Here is a 21,515-nt window from a genome sequence, read left to right as displayed (position 1 = left end):
AATCTCCGATCGACTACGAGACCAGTGCGTCCAACCGAGCCGCATAGAGGAGTCCTCCACGATCCGGGGGGAAGCTCAACCTGCACACGGAATTAAATTCTGCTGCAATAACGTCTCTTGCGGCTCCCGCGTCGCCCACATGAAGTGATTGGCATCTACGCTGCATGGACCTCAACACAGCATAGTTCTTCACCGAAAACGACGACATAAGAAAGTTTGGATAGGATTGTAGACATGTCAAAATTGATATCACCGATAGTCATAGATGATTTCGAGCGCCCATTTCGTACTATCCAACAACGGCGCGAGTTAGGTTATTGGAACGTAATCCTGTTCGACTTAACGGGCCAGATCTTCTGGCTGCAGCGTCCAGCCGAACAGGCCTTGAGGATTTGGTGCGAACGATTTTCGCGATCGACTTTATCACCAAGTTGATGACGTCAATTCCGATAAGGACATAACTCAGCTAGGGCGGGCAGAATTCTATCGAGATTTTATTCGCAGATGCAGTAAGCGTCTCCTGCTGCAAAATCAGCTTATAAAACACCCTGAGGTCGTTAAGTCTGCCATACGTGGGCCAATATTTGTAGTTGGCCCACCTCAATCAGGAACGTCACACCTAGTGCCGCGACGCAGAAGGTTGGCGAGGTAATAGCCCATGGCCCGGCCCGTCCTGCTGACCCCGCCTGGCAGGCTGCCCCCGTGGAGGTGGTGTCGATGGCTCGTCAGCCCGAAGTGTTCGTCAACGAATTAGAGCCTGAGCAGGCCCAGCGGTTGGTGAAGATCACCAGGTCGATGCAGGACCGGGTTCGGCTGCGCCGGGCCGGGATCGTGCTGGCGTCGGTGCAGGGGCAGGGTTCCGGAAAGGTCGTGTTTTGGCGGGTCAGGGCGCGTGTGATGGCTCGTTCGGGATCGCGGGCGTGATGGCGTAGGGCGGCGGCGATGTTGTTCCAGCCGGTCAGTCGCAGGATCCCGATCACGGTGTTGCGTAGCGAGGCCATGACGTGAGGTGCGTGGCCGGTTCGGATCTGGGATCGGTCCTCGTCGAAGGTGACGTCGCGGACGTGGTGCAACTTGTTCTTGATGCACCAATGTCCTTCACCCAGGCTGCCGGCACAGCCGGGGGCGCGTCCGTGTGGACGGCGGAGGTGATCAGGTAGACCACCTCGATGGTCTTCTTCCCGTTACGGGTCGCGGTGCGCCGCAGCTGCGCGACCTGAGCGACGCCGGTGAATTCGGGCCAGCCGGACAGTGCGGGGGTCTGGATGACCTTGATGGTGCGCGTCGCTCGCCGCCCGTGGGAGCGGTTGGTGCTGGTGGAGCCGACCGGGATTTTGTTCCAGGGCAGGGCTTTGAGCGCCTTGAGGAGCGTGGGCTTGTTGGCCTTGACGGTGAACACGTAGTCCGCCCCGGCGTTCACGATCGCTTGGGCGGTGTCGTCTTGGGTGTGCATCGCGTCCACCGTGATCACGCATCGGTGCAGGTCAGCGGAGGTGAACCCGGCAAGGAGGTCTCTCACTGCGGGGATCTCGTTCGATTTCACCGCGACCGCGTTCTGTCCGAGCACGACCCCGGTGGCGTGGTCAAGCGCGGCAATCAGATGCGGCGCAGTTGTGGTGGCTGTCCTGGCGCCGCGCACGGTCTTGCCATCGATCGCGATCACGCGCCTGCCGGCGATGTGCCGGGTCCTGGTCCACGCAACGACAGCGAGTTGACGATCCAACGCCACAGTATCGAGACGGGCGAACAGTTTGCGCAGGGTGGACTCGACCGGTGCCTTGGCCAGCCCGAGCCGGCCGAGCTGGTCCGCCCGCAGGTCCAGCGCCCATTCCCCGATCGCGGCGAACGAGCGGGCACCCGCCAGCACCGCGCAGACCGCGACCGCAAGCATCCCCGACAGCGGATACCGCACCCCGCGTGGGTCACGCGGATCGGGCACCCGCGCCAAAACGCTCAGCAGATCATGGTCGCCCCGGCGGGCACCGACAGGGGCGATCGGGAAAGATGGCACGAGCGGATGGGGTCCTTGCCTGAGAGGGTCAGTGTGAGAACTTCCATCTCAGCCCCACGGGCCTCATTTGTCACACACGCCACGCCGGACCGCCACCACGTTTCCACAGGTCACAGCCCCACAAAGGACCTTTCCGGGACCCTGGGTGCAGGGGCGGTCTGCGGGCGAGATCGCGATGATGTTCGCCGCCAGCGAGAACTACGTGCGGGAGGTGATCCACGCGTTCAACGGCCAGGGGTTCGCGGCGCTGGACCCAAAATGGAGCGGCGGCCGACCAGCTAAATTCGGTCTGGCCGCCCGCCAGCTCATCTGACAGGCGCCGCATCGCCCGCAGCGACCCTCACGCCCTCGGGCAACCCTTCACCACCTGGAGCCTGCCCAAACTCGCTGCCTATTTGCGCGAGCACCGTCGACTGGTCGTCTCCGCCGAGACCGCACGGCGCATCCTGCGCAAGGCCGGAATCACCTGGCAGCGAACCAAGACCTGAAAGGCCAGCCGGGACCCGGACTTCGCCACCAAGATGACCCCGCATCCTCGACCTCTACGACCATCCACCCCACGACGGGCGTGTGCTCTGCGTGGACGGGTTCGGGCCGCTAGGACGGACTTGTCCACGCCACTCACAGCGCGCTTCGGCCGGGGAGGGCCTCCCCAGTTCCCGCCATCACCTTCTGAACGTTCCGCACCCTCTTACGCCGGGGAGTCCTTCGCGGCTGCACTTTCAAGGTCTTCACCGCTTCCATGGCCTTCACCGTGAGCCGCACGGCTCGGCTCTCCCTCAATGTCTAACGACGCGGCAGGCTTCGCTTCCGCTACGGACCGCTCAGTCGCTTCCCCCAACGGGCCTTTTGACGCTGGGCTTCGACCCGACCCGTTCCAGACCGAGCCGCCAGCCTGCTACCGGGCCTCCTGACAGCTACCCCGACCGGACACACACCGGCAGGCGACAACGAGCTTCAGATCACGTCATGACCGCCGGACAGTCACCTCCTGATCACCGGGCGCACCGGCTGGAGTAATAGGCTTCTATTGTGGCCTCCATCGTCGCGTACGGCCCACTGCAACCTCGGTATCCGCTGGAACCGGCGAGGAGCCGGGGCCGCTTCTTCATCGCATCTGCGGCTGGCGCTCAACGGATACGACCGCGTTATCACCTCCAATCTGCTGAGTGCACGAGATCAACTCGCCGAAATCAATCCTATGACTGAGTCCACAATCCGTTCAATCAGCCTATTTATATCACTTTCAGAGAACTGAGCCGTAGGATATCCGCACTGTATCGTCAATCTTTGGTCGTAAGTCATAATATGGTATCTAGAAAGAAGTCCCGGGTCAATCTTCTCATCATTATACGGCGCGATGACGAAGTGATCCGCGATATGCAATTCGTCCGGCAAATGATATGAGGGTTTGAGGCCGATATTGTTAATTTGAATGACCCTTGTCGCGGCTGAAATCACATCATTTCGGAGCGGGAACGAGAATCTCTGGGCTGATGTCCATGAGTCCAACTGTGAACGAATTTCACGGCCTATCGTGCCCGCCGTGGAATTGACTTCGACAGACACGGTCGCCGTGAAGAGTCCCGTCATCATCGTGGTTTCTGTTGGCGCTATGGGCGGGGATACTCGAGGTCGGAGATTCACTGGTGTCAGAACCGTTGTCGGGCTCTCGTCTGTGGCCTGCCCCTGCGAGTGGGCCAAGACACATACTCCACTAAGAAGACCGTACATCGTGGAGTTGTGGACATGAGCGGCCACCACCAGTTTCGCCGTGTCCTCCTCACTGAGGGTAATGCGCCGCGTAGTGCAGTCGGATAGTTGAGATGCACTAGGCTCCCGAACGGGCGTCATTCGTTCCTTCGATCGGTGGGTCGATTCGTAACGATCGGCCGATCTTGGGTCAAGACTCGATCGCTCCCGCAATAATTCTACCGGGGATCGCGGAAATGAAGCCGTAGTGACGGGCGGAATGGTGCGACCATGAAGGATACTAGTATAGAGATCCCACATCTCACGCATCAGAGCAAATTTTGTTACACCGTCAGCGATCGCGTTAGTTGTACGCATGGCCACGAATCCACCAGTTGCTCGCCGAATCAGGGTCAGTTGTGCCACATGGTCGGCGGGATCCCAATCTTCGGCGAGTGCCATCGACCGCAGGGTTTCCGCGTTCCCTTGACACACAACAAACTCAGGACCGTGATCGGGTGTTACATACAATAGGTCGCCCCACTCATCGAAGCGGATTCGCGCACGTAACACGGGGTGGCGGTCGCAAAGTGCGCTGTAAGCACGGGCGAGGACGCTTCCATCTACGGAACCTTGATATTCGACAAACATCGTAGAATTGCGATATAATTTGGGCGCTTCTTGAAAGTCTAAATAACGTTCCATTTTTGGCGTGTCTTCAATACTGGCCATAAGACTTCCTTTCTTTGCCGCCACGCCCAGATGGCTGGGGTTGCGGCGGAATTGTCGATGTCGCCTGGTCGGAACTCGTTCCATCGGGTGGCAGGCACGTGGGTGCGGTGGTGGATGGTGCCGAGTTGTAGTCGATTCACGCTGCAGATTTCGATCACGTCTGGGCAGCGATCGACGAACGGACACGCGTTCGAGGGCTGCCCTCCCGTGTCGTTCGTGGTTGTGCGGCGCCCACTTGGGTTGAGCGACGCTTGAGTGTAGAGGGTGCATGGGGCCGTGGTAGACGGTGGCGGCGGTTCCGTATTCCGCCTCGAGCGGGTTCTCCTTGAACGTGCCATTTTTCTTCGCCTCGTTCACCCAGTCACCCCAAGCGTTCCCTCGTTGATTCCCAGATCCCGGGCAACCTCAGACACCGGCCGACCCGAGTTGACCACCAATTCTAGCGTCTCAGCCTTGTCTCCCTATACTGCCGGCGCGCAGCACACATTTCCACATCTCCCCGTAGACCGTCATACCACTGATCGATTGTCTAGTGCCTCGTCAATTTTGGTTGGTGTCGTAATTGATCTTTGCGGTGAGTGGGTCCACCCTGATCCCGAACGTGGCAATGGGACGAGGAAGGACGATTGTGGCTCGCGCCCCCGGAGGTGTTCGTGCGGCCGTTGTCGATCGCGAGGGGCAGCGGTTGCAGCAATCAACCGCACCGCGAAAGATCGGGTGCGGCTGCGTCGGGCGATGATTGTGCGTGCGTCGGCTCAGGGTTGGCCAGTGCCCGACATCGCTGATTTGGCTCAGGTCTCGCAACGCTATATCCGCCAGGTGATCCACGACTTCAACGAGACGGGATTTGCCGCGTTGGACCCAAAATGGAGCGGGGGCGCACCGAAGACGATCGATGACACCGCACAGACACGGATCTGTGCGATCGCCAGGTGCGACCCCCGAGCCCTGGGCTAGCCGTTTTCGACCTGGTCGCTGGCCAAACTGTGTGACTACCTCGTCGGCACCGGCATGGTCACGGCGATCAGGCGCGAGACGATGCGGCACATCCTGCACGACTGCGGCATCACCTGGCAGTCCACCAACACGTAGAAAGCCAGCAACGATGTGGAGTTTCTGCCCAAGATGCGCCGCGTGCTCGACTTGTATGACACCCGGCCGCCTGATGGCCGGGTGATCTGTGTAGACGAGTTCGGGCCGCTGAACCTGATGCCCGGCAAAGGCAGGGCGTGGCGGCCGGCGGGCCGTCCGGTGCGGCAGCGGGCGACCTACACCCGCACCCAGGGGGTGCGGCACATGCTTGCCTCCCTGGATTTGGCCACCAGCGGGATGACCTACCGCATCCGCACCCGGAAACGCTGGCCCCAGTTCCTCGATATCCTCAAGCTCAAGATGCTGCGTCGCCGCCGGCCGGGCGAGCGGTTGTACCTGGTGATGGACAACTACGGGCCACACAAGCGGCCCGAGGTGCCGGCGTGGTGCGCGGACAACATCGAGTTGGTGTTCTTGCCGACCAACGCCTCCCGGCTGAACTGGATCGAGTGTGAGTTCACCGCACTGCGCTACTTCGCCCTCGACGGCACCGGCCACCGCGGCCACACCGAGCAGAACACCGCAGTCGGCGACTACGTCCGCTGGCGCAACACGCGCGCTCAACCAAAACGTCATTTCGCGATCAACTCACCCATCCGACACCCGATTACATGACGAACGTTGCTTGACAAGGCACAGCGTCACGGGAAGGACCGGCTTTTGGGCAAACAGCAATGCCCCAGATCGCGTGACTCTGCTACCACGCCGCGGGGAGCCGCATCCGGCGAGGCAGCAGTCACCCGAGGCTCCATTCCGTCGCAAACGGATACAAGCTCCGCATATTTGCTGCGACACCGTGGACATTCTTGGACGAATACCAGAACATCTCCTGTTCGACAACCGGAACAAAGTATGCCTGTCGAGCAATTTCTTGCGACATTTGACGCCAATACTGCGAAGTCTTGTCGGCGGGCGCCGTAATGGCCTGCTGGTACAGGGTGTCGAGTGCGCTCGAATTGAAATTGAAGGGATTTCCCGGCCCGCCCTGAGAAAAGAACGCCGCATATATTTGCGTCATTGGGTTCGCTGGTCCCCCTCCGGCAAGCACGGGGAAGGTGGGCAGCATCTGCTGGAACTCGCCTCCGGTCGCCGCCGTCTTGATATCCAACTTCACCCCCACAGCCGCGAGGTACTTACCAATTGCCTGGGCAAGAGCGAGCCCATACTGCCCAGCCACCCCAGCAACGAGAACTTTCACAGTGAATCCGCTCGGGTAACCGGCCGCCGCGAGAAGCGACTTTGCCATCTCTGGATCGTACGGATAATGGTTCCGGTCGCTCGGATCAAAACCGTTGATCGTAAGATATACGGAAGTCGGGGTCGCGGCTTCTCCGAAAAGGCCAGTGGTGATCGCGTCCCGATCCAGCGCATAGTTCAATGCTTGGCGAACACGCACATCACCCAACGGCTTTGCTAGCTTGCCGACCCGATCAGTAATGACTAGCCCGCCCGTACCATACGGCACTGTCAATACATTCATTGCTGCCGTCTTGGCCTGAGCGGCCGTCGCCTGATCCCCGAACGCAACGTCCAGCTGCCCGGAGCCTATCGCCGCGAGCCTGGACGATGGATTCTCGATGACCTCGACGACGACCTTGCTGAACCGGATCCGAGACGGGTCGTAGTAAAACTTGTTCGGCACCAACGTATACTTGCTGCCGGTCACCGACGCTGCCGGATCGACTGTGTATTGTCCGCCACCGAACGTTCTGGTCCCGAGCACCGACGGATCAGCCACTGCTTTCGGTGACGACACCGCACCCCAGTGGAAGGCCTCAGACAGCAGTACCGGGACATCAGGGTTCGGAGAGGAAAGATCCAGCTGCACCGTCCACTCACCTACTGTCTTGATCGACTTGAGGGCCATATAACTGGCAGCCGGCCCATGCGCGGATGGGAAGTACTCGAGCCATCTCTTTACCGCGTCTGCGTTCACCGATGTTCCGTCAGAGAAGCGCGCATCATCGCGTAGCGTGAACTCAAAGTCGGTGTTGTCGCTGCCGACGTAGCGCCACGACGTGGCCAGTCCCGGCCCCAACGACCCATCCGGATTCATATGAATGATCGACTCATTCGTCAAGGAACGCATTACATCGCTGGGGGTGGCGGTAGGATCCTCGGCAGGATTCAACGACTTCCCGTGTGTCCCCAATCCAAGCCGCAAGACGGGCTTACCCTCCGACTTCGCTCCCCCACCCCCCGACGTACAACCAGCCACCCCCAGGACCATGGCGACCGCGACGACCGCGAGCCTGACACCTGCTCGGACGAGAGTCCCTTTGTGACATCGAGACAATAAGCGAATGATCATCGTTCACCCTCCGGACGGAGAATACGCCACGCCACATCGACAGTACTTACCAAGCACTGCAGTGTGATGATGGCTCCAGCCGTGAACCGGATCATTGCGTTGATTCCGCTCGGCGGAAAGCAGCGGTCAGGACGACATCCGCGCAGGCCTATACAGTGGCTGGGTTACACCTGACCAGTTCGACGTTGCGAAATGTCACGACTCCGCCGCACCAGCCGAGCTGATCGCGATGGAACAGCCTTGGGTTGTGCTGTCCAGGAGGCGCACTCAAGCTCATGCAGGCTCGGGGGATGGCCGTCGGAGACAATCTCCGGATCAATCCGAGCGGAGGACTCAAGAATAGGGATATCGGCTAGCTAAGTGCCACCGGTCTCGATCAGATTGCTGAACTTTGCGACCAACTCAGCGACCGGTCCGGAATCCGCCAAGTTCGCGAGCCTGCCTTGCCCTGGCGGAGAACGGCGGGTGCTACCGGGATCCAACGCCGCCACAGCAACGGTAACGATCCTCTCCCGTTCCTGATGACGGGCATCTCCGAGTCCATCTGCCGCATCCAACAATTGACCCCATAGAAACGGTAGGCGCTGATGGAACTCGATCAACGTGTCGCACTTGTTAGCGGCGGAGCGTCAGGACTAGGCCGCGCGGCAGTAGTGCAATTCATCAAGGACGGAGCGCGTGTTGCGGTCCTCGACGCCGACGCTGCATCCCTCGCTTCACTATGCGATTCCCTGGGGTCAAGGGCACTCGCGCTGCCGGCAGATGTATCGAAGCACTCCGAGGTAGAGACGGCGATGGCGACACTGGACAAGGAATTCGGCCGAGTCGACGTCTGCCTCAACACTGTTGGAATCGGGCCCGCAGGAAAAGTCGTCAGGCATGGCAAGGCTCTTCCGCTCGACGAATTTCGCAGGGTCGTGGAAGTGAACCTGATCGGTTTATTCGACGTGATGCGACTTTGCGCAGAGCGCATGGCGGCGAACGAACCGGGCATCGACAACGAGCGAGGCGTAATCATCAACGTATCGTCGATTGCCGCTACTCAGGGACAGCGCGGCCAGGTCGCCTATGCCGCCAGCAAAGCAGGATTGATCGGTCTTATGCTTCCAGCCGCGCGTGACCTTGCGTCGCTCGGCATCCGGGTCGCCACCATCACTCCTGGACCATTCGACACACCATTGGCAAATTCCTTGCCGGAAAATATTCTCGAAAGAGTTACGGACCTCGTTTTGTATCCGTGCCGCAGGGGCGACCCCCAAGAATTCGCCGCTCTCGTTCAACACATAGTTGAAAATCGGTTCCTCAACGCTACCGTACTCTCAATTGACGCGGGAACGCGCCTCATCTGAATCAGCCGTCCTCGAAACGATAGTCCGTACGGCGGCAAACGTGTTACGTGGTAAAGGTGCCGGCATGTCTGACGGTCCTGTCGCATTGATCACCGGCGGTTCCCGCGGCATCGGCTCCGCGACCGCGCACCAGTTGCTCTCTCGAGGGCATCGCGTTGCGGTCACAGGACGTGACCGCTGCCACCTCGAGCGGCTCGCGGAGGAGGTCGGTAGACCGGCCGAGCTTCTAACACTCCCTGGCGACGCAGCCGACCACGAAGCGGTAGGGTCTGCCGTGAAGTCGACCCTCGACGCATTTGGGCGGTTGGACGCCGCCATCGCCAACGCCGGCTTCGCCACGCACGACGACGACGTTGCCGATGGAGATCCTCGCGGTTGGCGCGAGATGGTTCTGACTAACGTGCTCGGCCCCGCGCTACTGATCAACGCAGCGCTGCCGGCGCTGAGGCGGACCCAAGGCCGGATTGTCCTCGTCGGTAGTATCGCCGGTCTTACGCACCTTCCGGGCAACATCTACGGTATGACAAAGTGGGCGATCACAGGACTCGCTGAGAACACCCGATTGCGGGTGACCGGCGATGGCATCGGTGTCACCCTGATATCTCCCGGAGGAGTGGAGACCACCTTTTTCGACCCGATCGGCGGCCCTCGACGCGATCGGCCCGGCGGGTACCTGAGCCCCGATCAGGTTGCCGCCTCCATCGTATGGGCAATCACCCAGCCATCCGGCGTCGACGTCAACACCCTGACCGTCAGGCCAGTCGGCTCCCCGAAATAATGGGCGGGTCATGTCGTCCCAGCGTTCGAAGGCAAAACAAATCGGTTCCGGGTACTAGTTCTTTTCGACCGTGCCACTCCTGGTTACAGAGTTCGCAAGGTTCCGTCGAACCTATGTCGTTGACCTGGTGACCCACGCTGGCGGGTTGTCAGTCCAACCCGTAACCACCGTCGACGGCAATAACCTGGCCGGTCAAGAATCCTGCCGCGTCGCCAGCAAGGAACAGCACCGTGTTCGCCAATTCGGTGGCGGTGCCCAGTCGACGGAACGGAATGCGGGGCAGAACGTCATCTTGCATCGGTCCGGACCCGCTGACGATCCTGCCGCGTCCTGCGTTGATAAATCCTGGAGCGACAGCGTTAACGCAAATGTTGTCGGCAGCCCAGTCTGCCGCCACCGCACGAGTCAGCCCTTCTACCCCGGCTTTGGAGGCCGCGTAGCCGCTTACACCATGGCGCGGCGTCCGCGCCATCACAGAAGACACGAATACCACCCGCCCGCGATGCGACGGCAAGAGATGCTGATAAGCAGCCCGAACCGTAAGGAACGCCCCAGTTAGGTTGACCGCTAGCAAACGGTGCCAGGTTGGCAACGGCAGATTCTGCACACGACGCGGCTCGAGCGAAATATCGCCATCAGAATGTCGCGGAGTAAGGGACAGGCCAGCATTGACCACCACAGAGTCGACCCGTCCCCACCGGTCGGCGATCTGGTCGAACGCCTCCGCCACCGCGTCCGCGTCGGACACCTCGCATGCAGCCGGGACGACCTCTGCAGGCAGCCTTCCAGCGACGTCTGCAAGCGCCCGGGCGTCGCGCGCTAGTAGTCCTAAGCGAACGCCCTCACAAGCGAACGCGCTGGCCAGCGCCTGCCCGACGCCGCGAGTTGCTCCGGTAACGACCACGACTCGGTCTTTCAGCCCGAACCCCATGTCACACCATCGCCACCGTTAGTAATCCCGGACGTCACGGGGCGACACCCAGGTGACTGCGGTGCCGCCCCACGTGACTCCGCCACCTAGTGCGACCATGACGACCGTATCGCCGCCGTGAATACTCCCGCCACGGACGGCGTGGTCGAGCGTAATAGGGACCGAGGCGGCACCGGTGTTGCCGTAGTGCTCGACAGTGGTGTGCATGATCCCCGGCCTCAGGCCCAGTTCGGACGCCCAATCCCGCAACATAATGCCGTTTGCTTGATGAGGAACCAACGCATCCACTTGAGCGAGATCCAACCGGGCACGCTCCAACAAGTCGGCCATCAATTGCGGCACCACTTTCGCCGTGAGCGCCCGTACTTCGCGGCCTCTCATCGCGAAGTAATGCTGACCGCATTCAACCGTGTCCGCGCTGGGCGGGGTCCGGCTCCCGCCTGCCGGCATTTGCACAAGGTCAGCGAGTGTCCCATCCGTGCCGAGCACGGTACTGAAGAGTCCGTCATGCCCACACTTGCGTAGGACCAGGGCCCCAGCACCATCGCCGAACAGCGCAGCAGTGCTGCGATCTGTGTAGTCCAGGATTCGCGAATAGGTGTCGGCACCAATCACGACGGCCGTATCAGCCTGCCTATCCTCAAGCAACATTGCTCGCGCCACGCTGAGTGCGTAGATGAATCCCGTACACACCGCGTCGACGTCAAACGCGACAGCATGGGAGGCGCCCAGGTTCGCTTGGACCGTGCACGCGGCCGCCGGAATCGGCCGATCCGGTGTTGACGTGGCCAGCACAATCAGATCGAGCTCAAGCGGCTGGGCACCGGCGGCGCTCAGTGCGGCCTGCGCCGCCCGCGTCGCCAGATCTGAGGTAGCTTCGTCCGGCGCTGCCACACGACGCTCCCGAATCAGCGTCTTGTCCGTGATCCACCGCTCACCGACACCGAGACGTTCTCCCAGTTCCACACTCGTGAGCACGTGAGCTGGAAGATACGATCCCGTACCAACGATCGCCGTATTCACTACCTACCCCGATTTCTCAGTACTTCAGCCACATCCACATTTGCTGACGACACCAGCCCCAACGGCAGTTTGAAGTCGTACTCGTGACGCCGGTCGACGGGGTACTGACTAAGCAGCACCCATCAGAGTCCGAGGAAGCACGATACCGCTCAGACTTTAACGGCCTAGCATTGTAATCCACACCTCGCGCAGGGGATAGCAATCACGATTCGCGATTATGGCCATTCGTTGCATTTGAGCACAGCACTATGCTAAACATCTAACCTTTCTTGCACGTGATGTACGTCCAAGGCGCCAGGAAAAACTCACGTTCGCCGTAAAGTTTCTGGACGCAATACCTGATCAAGAAGAGGCGATCGCGCAGACAAGCGTGGGACGGCGCTTCACCTTCAACCTTCGTGGACCCTCCAACCCATCCCAATACCACGTCGTGGTAAGGGATGAGGGTGGCAGCTAGGTCTGATCGTGATATGGGGATCGACAGCTCGAATGCGTGCAACGCAGACAAGCCCGCCGAAGACAGGGAGTCCAGGTAGAAATCGACCGGTCTAACCGGAGGATAAAAGGAATTTCGTAGTTGTGCGTAGGACCTCATCAAATCGGCATCCGCCACGCTGTCTCTATACTTTTCGAATCGCGATTCGTCTTTGATCGCGTCGCGCGCCAACTGGTTGACGTTCTCTACCGTGTCGTGCAACCGCCAGTCGGCCACCTTTCTGGCGGTATTGCTCATATCTCCAGTATTGATAAGAGCTAAGCCTCCCGGTCTCAGTATTCGGTTCCATGATTCGGCGATGGCCGCGACGTCCGGATACAAGTGAATCGCATTAGTTGACGTAAGGATGTCTACTCCGCGCTTGATCAATGCGTCATCGAGAACATCACGAATTGACTGGAATCCGGATTCCACATGGAGGCGTTTCAGCAGACGAACGGCGACTCGCTGATCGTTTCTAAATTTGTTCAAAGCAATATTTAGATACTTCTTCGAGACATCAGCATTCAAGATCCGTGTATTACTACTATAGTTGGCTAAAATACGCTCTGTGAGCAGGCCTGTGCCACAAGAGTAATCGACGAAAATCTTCGTCTCGTCAAGCACAGTCAGTATCTGTGCGACGGTAGGTTCCAAGCTCTGGCCAATAGCCGTGGAACGATGCTCGTCATATTTTAAAGCCGACTCATGAATCGTTCTTGAGGCCCATTCGTCGTTCGGAATTCTTTCAAATTCAAATGGCCAGCCGTATGCATTTTCAGTACCGCTGGATGCGGGTCGAGTAGTGACCATACCTCTAGCAATCCTCGCTTTCATCCTGCCTTGGTCGACTCCAAGTTGGCCAATCGGTTGCCGGTCCTAGCGTTCATGCATTAATGCAGGCGGATACCGCGACACATATGTTGGCCATCTGACCTTGCCAACTTCCGGCGTAGCATGTTAGTGCTGGCCAAATGCACTCTCAGTCGTCTTTATCTTATCCTTAATACGATGTTCGTCCGCACTCGGGAAATCCGAAAGGCGACTTCGCCGATCCGATTCGCGCCGTCGTTCGGCCGAAGGGTGGGCGTGCTCGCTGGTCGGACCGACGCAATCGCGTCGGGGATTTCACGCGCCTCCTCTGCCGTGTATCACAGAAACAGACCCATTGGCGACACACGGCAGACGGATGCGCGGCAATGAATGGGTACGAGCGACGGGGAATCGATGGATGCGTTGGCTGAGGCGGTCATGAGTGGGGCGTCACGCGAGGACCTGGAACGACTGACTCCGCCGCAGGATTACCTCGCGGCGCATCTCCGCCGCGAGGACGTTGACATGTTTCACGGGGTGGCCGACAAGGACGTGCGCAAGTCGCTGCGGGTCGGCACGGTCTCGATGCCGCAGCTTGCACCTGATGAGGTGCTGATCGCCGTACTGGCCAGCTCGATTAACTACAACACGGTGTGGTCGGCGATGTTCGAGCCGGTACCGACCTTTCGATTTCTCGAGCAGTTCGCTCGGCAGGGACACTGGCAGGCGCGGCACGATCAGCCCTATCAGGTGGTGGGGTCCGACGCCGCTGGGGTGGTGGTGAGGCTCGGGTCGGGGGTACGACACTGGTCGGTCGGCGATCACGTGGTGGTGAGCCCGGCCTACGTCGACGATCAGGAACCAGGCACGCACGCCGACGGCATGATGGGTGGCGGTCAACTGGCCTGGGGCTTTGAGACCAATTTCGGCGGACTCGCGCACTACGCGGTCGTGCGCGCCAGCCAGCTGATTCCGAAGCCGGCACATCTGTCGTGGGAGGAAGCCGCCTGCAACACCCTGTGCGCGGGGACCGCGTATCGCATGCTGGTTGGCGAGCACGGTGCCCGCATCAAACAAGGTGACGTGGTACTGGTCTGGGGTGCCACCGGAGGCCTGGGCGCGTATGCGGCCCAGTTCGTCCGCAACGGTGGTGGCATCGCAGTCGGGGTCGTCGGCTCGGAGCGCAAGGCACAGTTGGCGCGTGCACTCGGGTGCAAGGTCGTGCTCAATCGGCAAGAGCTGGGGCTCGATAGCCATACGGGGGACGATCCGACTCTTACCCTGAAACTGGGACGGCGGTTGGGCGCGGCAATTCGGCGCGAGGTCGGTGAGGACCCCCATGTCGTCTTCGACTACGTGGGGCAGGCGACGTTCGGGATCTCCGTGTTCGTGGTGCGCCGCGGCGGAGTGGTCGTGACGTGCGGCTCGTCAACGGGGTACCGCCACCACTACGACAACCGCTACTTGTGGATGAAGCTCAAACGGATTGTGGGAAGCCATGTGGCGAACTTGGCCGAGCAATGGGAATGTAACCGACTAATAAGCCTCGGGAGCATCGTGCCGATGCTGTCGGCCCTGTACCCGCTAGACGACGTCGGTGAGGCGGCACGCTTGGTGCAGACCAACAAGCACATCGGAAAGGTCGGCGTGTTGTGCCTGGCGCCCCGGGCAGGATTGGGCATCACCGATCCCGCCCGGCGCGCCGCCGTCGGTGAAGACCGGCTCGCCATGCTTCGGTCCGGCTGATGACCGCGTCCCATCGAGAACCACTTGTGGACATACCGGATGACACAAATGCGGGAGGACCGGATGAATGATATTCGCCACATCGGTGTCATCGGGTGCGGCGTCATGGGGTCAGGGATCGCCGAGCTTTGCGTTCGCCGGCAAATCGAGGTCGTGGTCGTAGTGCGCGCCGCCGCCTCGGCAGGCGCGGGCCGGACGAAGCTGACGAGATCGTTGGACCACGCTGTTCGCAAGAACCGCATCGGCGAAGCCCAGCGCGATGACGCGCTCGCCCGGGTGTCGTTCGCGACCGACCTCGACGCCGTCGCCAAGCAGGACCTGGTCATCGAGTCGGTGACCGAAGACGAGGCGGTCAAGCGGATCCTTTTCTCGCGGCTAGACCAGGTGGTCACCAACCCGGACGCGATCCTCGCTTCCAACACGTCCGTCATCCCGATCATGAAGCTGGCCCGAGTCACCCGGCGTCCGGAGCATGTGCTGGGCATCCACTTCTTCAACCCCGCACCCACCCTCCCCCTGGTGGAACTGGTGGAGACGCTGGTCAGCGACGAGAAGGCTCTCGCGCGCACTGAGCGTTTCCTAACCGATGTGTTGGGCAAGGAGATCGTCCGGTCTCACGACCGGTGCGGCTTTATTGTCAACGCGCTCCTTATTCCCTACTTGTTGTCGGCGATTCGGATGGTCGAATCGGGCTTCGGATCGGCGGTGGACATCGATCGAGCGATGATGTTGGGCTGTGCTTATCCGATCGGGCCACTGGCACTGATCGACATGATCGGGTTGGACACCATCGCGGACGTGTCGGATGCGATGCAGCGGGAGTACCGAGAACCACAATATGTCGCGCCACCACTGCTGTCCCGGATGGTGGAGGCGGGCATGCTTGGCAGGAAGACCGGAGCCGGATTCCATCAATATGGTAAATAACGTGACTGTTCACCGGGTAGGAGCTACGGTATGGCAATCGGGATTCTCGGAACCGGATCATATCTACCAAAGCAGGAGATTTCTAACGCGGAGATCGCCGAATTGACTGGCACTACCGAGGAATGGATTCTCCGCAAGACCAGGATAGGCGCACGGCGGTTCGCCGCTCCAGATGAGGCGACTTCCGATCTGGCCGGGCGAGCGGGCAGATCGGCGTTGGCTGATGCGAGGCTCACCGAGGACAACATCGATTTCCTCATCGTGTCGACGTCCACGCCGGATTCTCCACAGCCGCCGACAGCATGCCTCGCGCAGGAACTGCTTGGCGCGTGGAACGCTGCCGCGTTCGACATCAACGCCGTGTGCAGCGGTTTCATCTACGCGCTCGAGCTCGCACACAGCCTGGTGAGCGCCCGGCCCGGATCGCATGCGTTGGTGATCGCGGCAGATCTGTACTCCCGGTGCGTGGATTTCCACGACCACCGCACGGCCGTTCTGCTCGGGGACGGTGCCGGGGCCGCGGTCGTCGGTGCGGTTCAGGAGCGGTACGGAATCCTGCGGACCGATCTCGCCTCCCGAGGTGACTGCCACTATCTGATCCGGGTCGAGGCTGGCGGGACCCGGGTGCCGCCCAGCCACGACACCATCGAGTTCGGTCAGCACTTCTTCCAGATGGAGGGGCGGCGCGTTCGCGAGTTCGTCCTGGACGAGGTGCCCGCCGCGCAGGCACGGCTGATGCGAGACGCCGGCATCCCCCACTCCGCTGTCGCGCATGTCATCCCCCACCAGCCGAACGGAGTGCTCCTTGACGAGTTGGGCGCGCGCGCCGGATTCGTCAACGCGCAGACTCATCGCACGCTCGAACGGTACGGAAACGTCGGCAGCGCCTCGGTGCCATTGACCCTCGACGACGCGCGCCGCAACGGCGCCTTACGTGACGGCGAGTTGGTGCTGTTGACCGCGTTCGGCGGAGGTATGTCGATGGGGCACTGCCTGCTGCGGTGGCGTGAGCCCGGCGTGTCATGAGGACCTTGCTCAAGCAAGAAACTGGAGGTGCACGCCGTGACCGCTGTGGCCAGTAGCGAGCAGGACAGTCGTCGTCCTCGATGTCGTATCCGGCTGCTTGCCGACGCGCGGACCGTTGTCGAACAACAGGACCGCGACGGCGCGGTCTGGGCAACAGCGGATGTCTACGGGGTGCCCGCCGTCGTGTTCGCGGTCGACCCGAGCGTCAGCGCCGGCGCGCTGCACACGGGCAACTGCGCGGTGATTGTCGCTGCCCACGAACACGCCCTGCGCCATCGGCTACCGATCGTGGGACTGTGGCATTCCGCGGGGGCACGGCTGCAGGACGGGGTGCGCAGCCTGCAGGCGGTGGCGCGCGTGTTCGAGGTGATCACCCGCGCTTCCGGACGTATACCCCAGATCTCGGTCGTGCTCGGGCCTGCCGCCGGAGGGGCCGCCTATGGGCCGGCCCTCACCGACATCGTGATCATGGCGCCGGACGCGCGCGTCTTCGTCACCGGGCCGGCGATTATCGGCGAGGTCACCGGAGAGCAGATCGACGCCGAACAGTTGGGCGGGCCAGACGCGCATGGCCAGTGCAGTGGGGTTACCCACATGATCGCAGAGTCGGAGTCACAGGCGTACCAGCAGGCTGCCGTACTCGTGGGCCTGGTCGGCGCGCCGGGACGCTGTGATCCGGCGCTGGCACCCGACCGTTCGTTCGCCGGATTGCTACCCGACCGTGCACGCCGGGCCTACGACATCCATCCAGTCATCGACCGTGTGCTCGACGCTCCACCGGTGGAATTGCACGCCGGCTGGGCTCGCAACGTGGTCACGGCGCTGGGTCGGTTGGGCGGCGGCACGGTCGGCGTGGTGGCGAACAATCCTCTGCGTAAGGGCGGGTGCCTGGATTCGCTCTCGGCGGAGAAGGCGGCGCGATTCGTGCGGATGTGCGACAGCTTCGGCATTCCGCTGGTCGTGCTGGTCGATGTGCCGGGCTACCTGCCAGGGGTGACCGAAGAATGGGGCGGCGTCGTCCGGCGCGGCGCGAAACTGCTGCACGCGTTCGCGGAGGCCAGGGTGCCACGGATCACGGTGATTCTGCGCAAGGCCTACGGCGGCGCCTACATCGCCATGAACAGCCGCGGACTGGGCGCTGATCACGTGCTTGCCTGGCCTGACGCCGAGATTGCGGTGATGGGCCCGACCGCGGCGGTGCGCCTGCTGCACCGTCGACGGCTGGCCGCGACACCCGAGGAAGAACGGCCGTCACTGGAAGCGGACCTGGTCGCGGACCACCTGCGGGCGAGCGGCGGTGTCGTCGAGGGGCTCGGCCTAGGCGTGATCGACCAAGTCATCCCGCCTGGGCGCACTCGGCACGAAGTCGCGCGGGCGTTGGCTCGCTGCACCGGCCGACGCGGTATTCACGGCAACATCCCGTTGTGAGGAGAGGCAGCATGTACGGGCCCGGTCGCGGGTATTGAGGTGACGTGACGTGCGTTATCGTACGCTTGGCAAAACGGATCTGACGGTATCCGCGGTGTCTTTTGGGACGGCACCGCTGGGAAACATGTTCGGCGCGGTGGCGGAGACCGACGCGATCACGACCGTGCACAAAGCGCTCGGCGCGGGCATCACGTTCTTCGACTCGTCCCCGTACTACGGGGGTGGGCTGGCGGAACGACGGCTCGGCATGGCGTTGCGTCATCGTCGCGAGCACGTCGTGATCGGCACGAAGGCCGGTCGGTATGGCCTCGATGATTTCGATTTCACGCCGCGGCGGCTGCGGGAGAGCCTGCACCGGAGTCTCGACTTGCTGGAGACCGACTACGTCGACATCCTCCAGCTGCACGATATCGAGTTCGTCAATCTGGACGAGGTTTTTGCTGACTCCTATGCCGAGCTCTTGCGGCTGCGGGACGAGGGCAAGTGCCGCTATATCGGAATGACCGGGTATTCGCTGAAGACCCTATGTCGCGCAGTCCGCGAAACCGACCTCGATGTCGTCCTGTCCTATGCCCATTACACTCTGCTTAATACCGAGCTGTCCACCGAATTCGCACCGCTGTGCGAGCAGCGTGGGGTGGGACTGATCAATGCGGCCGCGGTCGCGTTGGGGCTGTTGACCCCGACTGGGTCGCGGATCGCCGTCCCCGCGGGGGAACAGATCAGGGCGGCTGCGCGGCGGGCGGTCGACGTATGCGCGAAACGTGGCGTTGATGTGGCGTTCCTTGCCAACCAGTTCTCGATCCAGCGGTCGGGCGCGGCCACCACGGTAGTGGGCACGACGAACGCGAAGCATCTGGATTCTGCGATCGCTGCGGAGTCCTCACCGATCGACGAGGACCTCCTGTCCGCCGTACTCACCGTGACTACGGACGTCCAGGCGTTGTCCTGGCACAGCGGCCTCATCGAAAACAATTGAACTTGAGACGACGGGCCCTAACCCGGTCTCCAGCACATGCTGTCCGAGTCTCCCTCTGCCCCAGCATCACTCTATGTTCGCTAGCACTTCGCTCTCTGCCACGGTGTCCCCCTCTCCGACGTTGAGATGGCACAGCCGACCAGCCGACTCGGCAAGCACAGGGATCTCCATCTTCATTGACTCGAGCAGCACCACCGCGTCGCCCGGCAGCAGATCCTGGCCCACCTCGACGAAGACCTTCAGCACAGTGGCCACGATCTCCGCCCGAAGTTCGACCATAGCTATCCCCTTTGAACCTTCGATGTTCCTGTGTCCCCCGCGCCGGTTTCGGCAACCAGCGAAAGCTCTGGCGCCACATTAGTGGCGTCCACACTGGTGCCGACCACGAAGCCTGCGCGACCGGACGCAGAAGCTCCGGCATCGAGGCCAACATCGCCTTCTCTTCACCGGGTCCGCATCCACCCGGTGGGTTTCGACCGGGGCGAGGAGAAAACGTTCGCGGGTGAGCACATGGACGACTCCGCAGCCGGCTGGCCAATTGGCGTCGTCGGTGGACTGCCCGTCGGTCGCCGCTTGCGGACATCGGAAGATGGCGGCAGGCGGGTCCCCGACCGCTTTGACGACCACACGGGCAAGGGGTTCTTGAACTGGTCTTCCAACTCAGGGAGCGCAGTGCTGCCCAGAGACGAACGACTACCTGCTGCTTCGCTCCGCTCGCGATCCGCTCGCTTCGTGGCTGGGGGCATGTCATCTTTCCTATCGATCGAAACCAGGTCATGGCAATCCAGAAGACGCCCCGATGTAGCCCGATGGCGAACCATCGGCGGCCTCCCCCTCACTTCTTGATCCTCATGCCGCCGAATGGTCGCGTCCTTGCCAATCGGTTCCCCGGCGCGAGGGCGGCTTCTAGCCTACAAAACTCCCGGCCGCCCAGTCCGGAGATGTGTCGGGCTAAAGTCAGCGCCTTTCTGACCTGTGGCGAGGATCGGGAAAATTGCTATATGCGCTTGGAAGCCGAATCGACGCTACTTCGTGTCGGGTAATCTTGGTCATTGTTGGAGAGGCCGCGGAGACGACAGTATGCCGGATTTCTTTCTTGATCGTCACCAACTATTGCACTCCACCGACGTTGACGACGTCCGCGAGGGGGTCGAGAAGATCTTCTGTCGGCATCGCATGACGCTGAAGGGGCGCGAGAAACGCCTTGACGCCAGGGTGCACTCGCACCGCATGAGCCCAGCGATCGCGCTGAACTACGTGTCCTACGGGGGGGACGTGTATGTCGAACCGGGCAGGCTGGACTCGTTCTTCGTGGTCCAGATGCCGGTCAGCGGCAAGGCGCGAATCCGGTGCGGGCGTGAGCAGACGGACACGATGCCCGGATTGGCGTCCGTGCCGCGACCCACAGAGCACCTGTCGATGCGCTTGTCGGCCGATTGCGCCCGATTGATCATTCGGATCGAGCGGCCGCCGTTGGAGGCGCTGGTACGGGACGTGCTCGACCGTCCGCTGGACCGCCCGCTGGCGTTCGCACTCACCATGGATCTCGCCACCGGCTATGGGCCGGCGTTCCAGCGGATGACCATGTGGCTGGCGAACGAGCTGAACCGTCCCGACACACTGCTGGCCGAGCCGCTGATCAGAACGCGCGTCGAACAACAAGTGATGCTGGGGCTGCTGCGCACCCAACCCTGCAACTACGACCTCGCCCACACTGGACGAGAACATGCGGCACCGCACCGAGTGGTCCGAACCGTGCTGGAACTGATGGAGTCACATCCAGAGTGGGCCCACACCGCGACGAGCCTGGCTCGTGCCGCAGGGGTAACGCCCAAGACGGTGCAGAACAAGTTCCGGCAGGAGCTGGAGTGCACACCCATGGATTACCTGCGCAACGTCCGTCTGCAGCGGGTGCACGACACGCTCCACGCGGCCCGCCCCGATGAGGTGCGGGTACACGAGGTCGCAACGCGCTGGGGATTCCTGCACCTCGGGCATTTCGCCGCGGCCTATCGGCGCCGATTTGATGAGACCCCGAGGCAGACACTTGCCCGCTAGTCCGGCGCAGCGAGGCCGCCCCGCCGAAGGCTGCCGATACTGACGAGTCGTTGTGCCCGATTGAGTTTGATGGGATGTGACGAGCACCGTGACCGATTCGAGCCGCAGGTTGTTCACGTCGGAGTCTGTGACGGAGGGGCATCC

Annotated in this window: 20 protein-coding genes and 1 pseudogene; 13 read left to right on the top strand and 8 right to left on the bottom strand. The window is 61.7% G+C overall.

Features of this window, described 5'->3' with window-relative positions:
- Nucleotides 1–702 precede the first annotated feature (702 nt).
- The gene (locus FG385_RS35195; RefSeq protein ID WP_235022935.1) at nucleotides 703–924 is read left to right on the top strand and encodes a hypothetical protein; all 222 of its coding nucleotides are present in this window, start codon (nucleotides 703–705) and stop codon (nucleotides 922–924) included.
- Between the two features lie 52 nt (nucleotides 925–976).
- On the opposite strand, the gene FG385_RS32675 is transcribed toward FG385_RS35195, so the two are convergent.
- Entirely contained in the window at nucleotides 977–2,011 is a 1,035-nt protein-coding gene (locus FG385_RS32675; protein WP_200834765.1) for an ISAs1 family transposase, read from the bottom strand.
- 145 nt (nucleotides 2,012–2,156) lie between these two features.
- Between FG385_RS32675 and FG385_RS35190 the strand changes: the two genes are divergently transcribed.
- Both FG385_RS35190 and FG385_RS35765 read left to right on the top strand, forming a co-directional pair.
- Nucleotides 2,157–2,324 (top strand): helix-turn-helix domain-containing protein, encoded by a 168-nt coding sequence (locus FG385_RS35190; protein WP_235022934.1) that lies wholly within the window; start codon nucleotides 2,157–2,159, stop codon nucleotides 2,322–2,324.
- A gap of 82 nt (nucleotides 2,325–2,406) precedes the next feature.
- Nucleotides 2,407–2,499, top strand: coding sequence for a hypothetical protein (locus tag FG385_RS35765; protein WP_407645585.1), 93 nt, complete (start codon nucleotides 2,407–2,409; stop codon nucleotides 2,497–2,499).
- Nucleotides 2,500–3,190: 691 nt separating this feature from the next.
- On the opposite strand, the gene FG385_RS32660 is transcribed toward FG385_RS35765, so the two are convergent.
- Nucleotides 3,191–4,792: a phthiocerol/phthiodiolone dimycocerosyl transferase family protein gene (locus FG385_RS32660; RefSeq protein WP_139100674.1), complete on the bottom strand. Its 1,602-nt coding sequence runs from the start codon at nucleotides 4,790–4,792 to the stop codon at nucleotides 3,191–3,193.
- Nucleotides 4,789–4,878, bottom strand: a pseudogene (locus tag FG385_RS35760) (hypothetical protein); the annotation flags it as partial. The gene FG385_RS32660 and the pseudogene FG385_RS35760, both read right to left, overlap by 4 nt.
- Before the next feature lie 292 nt (nucleotides 4,879–5,170).
- On the opposite strand from FG385_RS35760, the gene FG385_RS35180 reads away from it, so the two are divergent.
- Nucleotides 5,171–5,392 carry a helix-turn-helix domain-containing protein gene (locus FG385_RS35180; RefSeq protein WP_235022936.1) on the top strand — a complete coding sequence of 74 codons (222 nt, stop codon included), beginning with the start codon at nucleotides 5,171–5,173 and terminating at the stop codon, nucleotides 5,390–5,392.
- A 150-nt stretch (nucleotides 5,393–5,542) separates the two neighbouring features.
- A complete protein-coding gene (locus tag FG385_RS35175; RefSeq protein ID WP_235022933.1) occupies nucleotides 5,543–6,142 on the top strand; it encodes a transposase in 600 nt (199 codons plus the stop codon).
- Nucleotides 6,143–6,263: 121 nt separating this feature from the next.
- Here the strand turns inward: FG385_RS35175 and FG385_RS32645 are convergent, their stop codons facing one another.
- Nucleotides 6,264–7,607, bottom strand: coding sequence for an ABC transporter substrate-binding protein (locus FG385_RS32645; RefSeq protein WP_160148945.1), 1,344 nt, complete (start codon nucleotides 7,605–7,607; stop codon nucleotides 6,264–6,266).
- A gap of 818 nt (nucleotides 7,608–8,425) precedes the next feature.
- Between FG385_RS32645 and FG385_RS32640 the strand changes: the two genes are divergently transcribed.
- On the top strand, nucleotides 8,426–9,187 hold the full coding sequence (locus FG385_RS32640; protein WP_139100672.1) for an SDR family NAD(P)-dependent oxidoreductase: 762 nt from the start codon (nucleotides 8,426–8,428) through the stop codon (nucleotides 9,185–9,187).
- A 64-nt stretch (nucleotides 9,188–9,251) separates the two neighbouring features.
- Nucleotides 9,252–9,965 (top strand): SDR family oxidoreductase, encoded by a 714-nt coding sequence (locus FG385_RS32635; protein WP_139100671.1) that lies wholly within the window; start codon nucleotides 9,252–9,254, stop codon nucleotides 9,963–9,965.
- 148 nt (nucleotides 9,966–10,113) lie between these two features.
- On the opposite strand, the gene FG385_RS32630 is transcribed toward FG385_RS32635, so the two are convergent.
- From FG385_RS32630 to FG385_RS32620, 3 genes are all read right to left on the bottom strand, one after another.
- Nucleotides 10,114–10,896, bottom strand: a complete 783-nt coding sequence (locus FG385_RS32630; protein WP_139100670.1) for an SDR family NAD(P)-dependent oxidoreductase — start codon at nucleotides 10,894–10,896, stop codon at nucleotides 10,114–10,116.
- 18 nt (nucleotides 10,897–10,914) lie between these two features.
- The gene (locus tag FG385_RS32625; RefSeq protein ID WP_139100669.1) at nucleotides 10,915–11,919 is read right to left on the bottom strand and encodes a 3-oxoacyl-ACP synthase III family protein; all 1,005 of its coding nucleotides are present in this window, start codon (nucleotides 11,917–11,919) and stop codon (nucleotides 10,915–10,917) included.
- Between the two features lie 259 nt (nucleotides 11,920–12,178).
- Nucleotides 12,179–13,231 carry a class I SAM-dependent methyltransferase gene (locus FG385_RS32620; RefSeq protein WP_139100668.1) on the bottom strand — a complete coding sequence of 351 codons (1,053 nt, stop codon included), beginning with the start codon at nucleotides 13,229–13,231 and terminating at the stop codon, nucleotides 12,179–12,181.
- 390 nt (nucleotides 13,232–13,621) lie between these two features.
- On the opposite strand from FG385_RS32620, the gene ccrA reads away from it, so the two are divergent.
- From ccrA to FG385_RS32595, 5 genes are all read left to right on the top strand, one after another.
- Nucleotides 13,622–14,953 (top strand): crotonyl-CoA carboxylase/reductase, encoded by a 1,332-nt coding sequence (gene ccrA / locus FG385_RS32615; RefSeq protein ID WP_139100667.1) that lies wholly within the window; start codon nucleotides 13,622–13,624, stop codon nucleotides 14,951–14,953.
- A 63-nt stretch (nucleotides 14,954–15,016) separates the two neighbouring features.
- Nucleotides 15,017–15,880: a 3-hydroxybutyryl-CoA dehydrogenase gene (locus FG385_RS32610; RefSeq protein WP_200834764.1), complete on the top strand. Its 864-nt coding sequence runs from the start codon at nucleotides 15,017–15,019 to the stop codon at nucleotides 15,878–15,880.
- Nucleotides 15,881–15,910: 30 nt separating this feature from the next.
- Nucleotides 15,911–16,906 carry a 3-oxoacyl-ACP synthase III family protein gene (locus FG385_RS32605; protein ID WP_139100666.1) on the top strand — a complete coding sequence of 332 codons (996 nt, stop codon included), beginning with the start codon at nucleotides 15,911–15,913 and terminating at the stop codon, nucleotides 16,904–16,906.
- A 36-nt stretch (nucleotides 16,907–16,942) separates the two neighbouring features.
- The gene (locus FG385_RS32600) at nucleotides 16,943–18,334 is read left to right on the top strand and encodes an acyl-CoA carboxylase subunit beta (protein ID WP_235022931.1); all 1,392 of its coding nucleotides are present in this window, start codon (nucleotides 16,943–16,945) and stop codon (nucleotides 18,332–18,334) included.
- A 49-nt stretch (nucleotides 18,335–18,383) separates the two neighbouring features.
- On the top strand, nucleotides 18,384–19,313 hold the full coding sequence (locus FG385_RS32595; protein ID WP_139100664.1) for an aldo/keto reductase: 930 nt from the start codon (nucleotides 18,384–18,386) through the stop codon (nucleotides 19,311–19,313).
- 66 nt (nucleotides 19,314–19,379) lie between these two features.
- Here FG385_RS32595 and FG385_RS32590 read toward each other — a convergent pair whose 3' ends face one another.
- Nucleotides 19,380–19,592: a biotin/lipoyl-binding carrier protein gene (locus FG385_RS32590; protein WP_139100663.1), complete on the bottom strand. Its 213-nt coding sequence runs from the start codon at nucleotides 19,590–19,592 to the stop codon at nucleotides 19,380–19,382.
- 801 nt (nucleotides 19,593–20,393) lie between these two features.
- On the opposite strand from FG385_RS32590, the gene FG385_RS32585 reads away from it, so the two are divergent.
- A complete protein-coding gene (locus FG385_RS32585; RefSeq protein WP_139100662.1) occupies nucleotides 20,394–21,371 on the top strand; it encodes an AraC family transcriptional regulator in 978 nt (325 codons plus the stop codon).
- Nucleotides 21,372–21,515 lie beyond the last annotated feature (144 nt).

This window comes from Amycolatopsis alkalitolerans (assembly GCF_006152065.1).
GTDB classification, from domain to species: Bacteria; Actinomycetota; Actinomycetes; order Mycobacteriales; family Pseudonocardiaceae; genus Amycolatopsis_E; species Amycolatopsis_E alkalitolerans.
The sequence above is the reverse complement of the archived record's forward strand: the minus strand, read 5'-3'. Positions and strand labels throughout refer to the sequence as shown.

Bases quoted from the DNA above. Each gene is read 5' to 3' on its own strand.
- FG385_RS32585 (WP_139100662.1), top strand. From the start codon at position 20,394: ATGCCGGATTTCTTTCTTGATCGTCACCAACTATTGCACTCCACCGAC.
- ccrA (WP_139100667.1), top strand. From the start codon at position 13,622: ATGGATGCGTTGGCTGAGGCGGTCATGAGTGGGGCGTCACGCGAGGAC.
- FG385_RS32610 (WP_200834764.1), top strand. From the start codon at position 15,017: ATGAATGATATTCGCCACATCGGTGTCATCGGGTGCGGCGTCATGGGG.
- FG385_RS32630 (WP_139100670.1), bottom strand. From the start codon at position 10,896: ATGGGGTTCGGGCTGAAAGACCGAGTCGTGGTCGTTACCGGAGCAACT.
- FG385_RS32635 (WP_139100671.1), top strand. From the start codon at position 9,252: ATGTCTGACGGTCCTGTCGCATTGATCACCGGCGGTTCCCGCGGCATC.
- FG385_RS32620 (WP_139100668.1), bottom strand. From the start codon at position 13,231: ATGAAAGCGAGGATTGCTAGAGGTATGGTCACTACTCGACCCGCATCC.
- FG385_RS32640 (WP_139100672.1), top strand. From the start codon at position 8,426: ATGGAACTCGATCAACGTGTCGCACTTGTTAGCGGCGGAGCGTCAGGA.
- FG385_RS35180 (WP_235022936.1), top strand. From the start codon at position 5,171: ATGATTGTGCGTGCGTCGGCTCAGGGTTGGCCAGTGCCCGACATCGCT.
- FG385_RS32590 (WP_139100663.1), bottom strand. From the start codon at position 19,592: ATGGTCGAACTTCGGGCGGAGATCGTGGCCACTGTGCTGAAGGTCTTC.
- FG385_RS32605 (WP_139100666.1), top strand. From the start codon at position 15,911: ATGGCAATCGGGATTCTCGGAACCGGATCATATCTACCAAAGCAGGAG.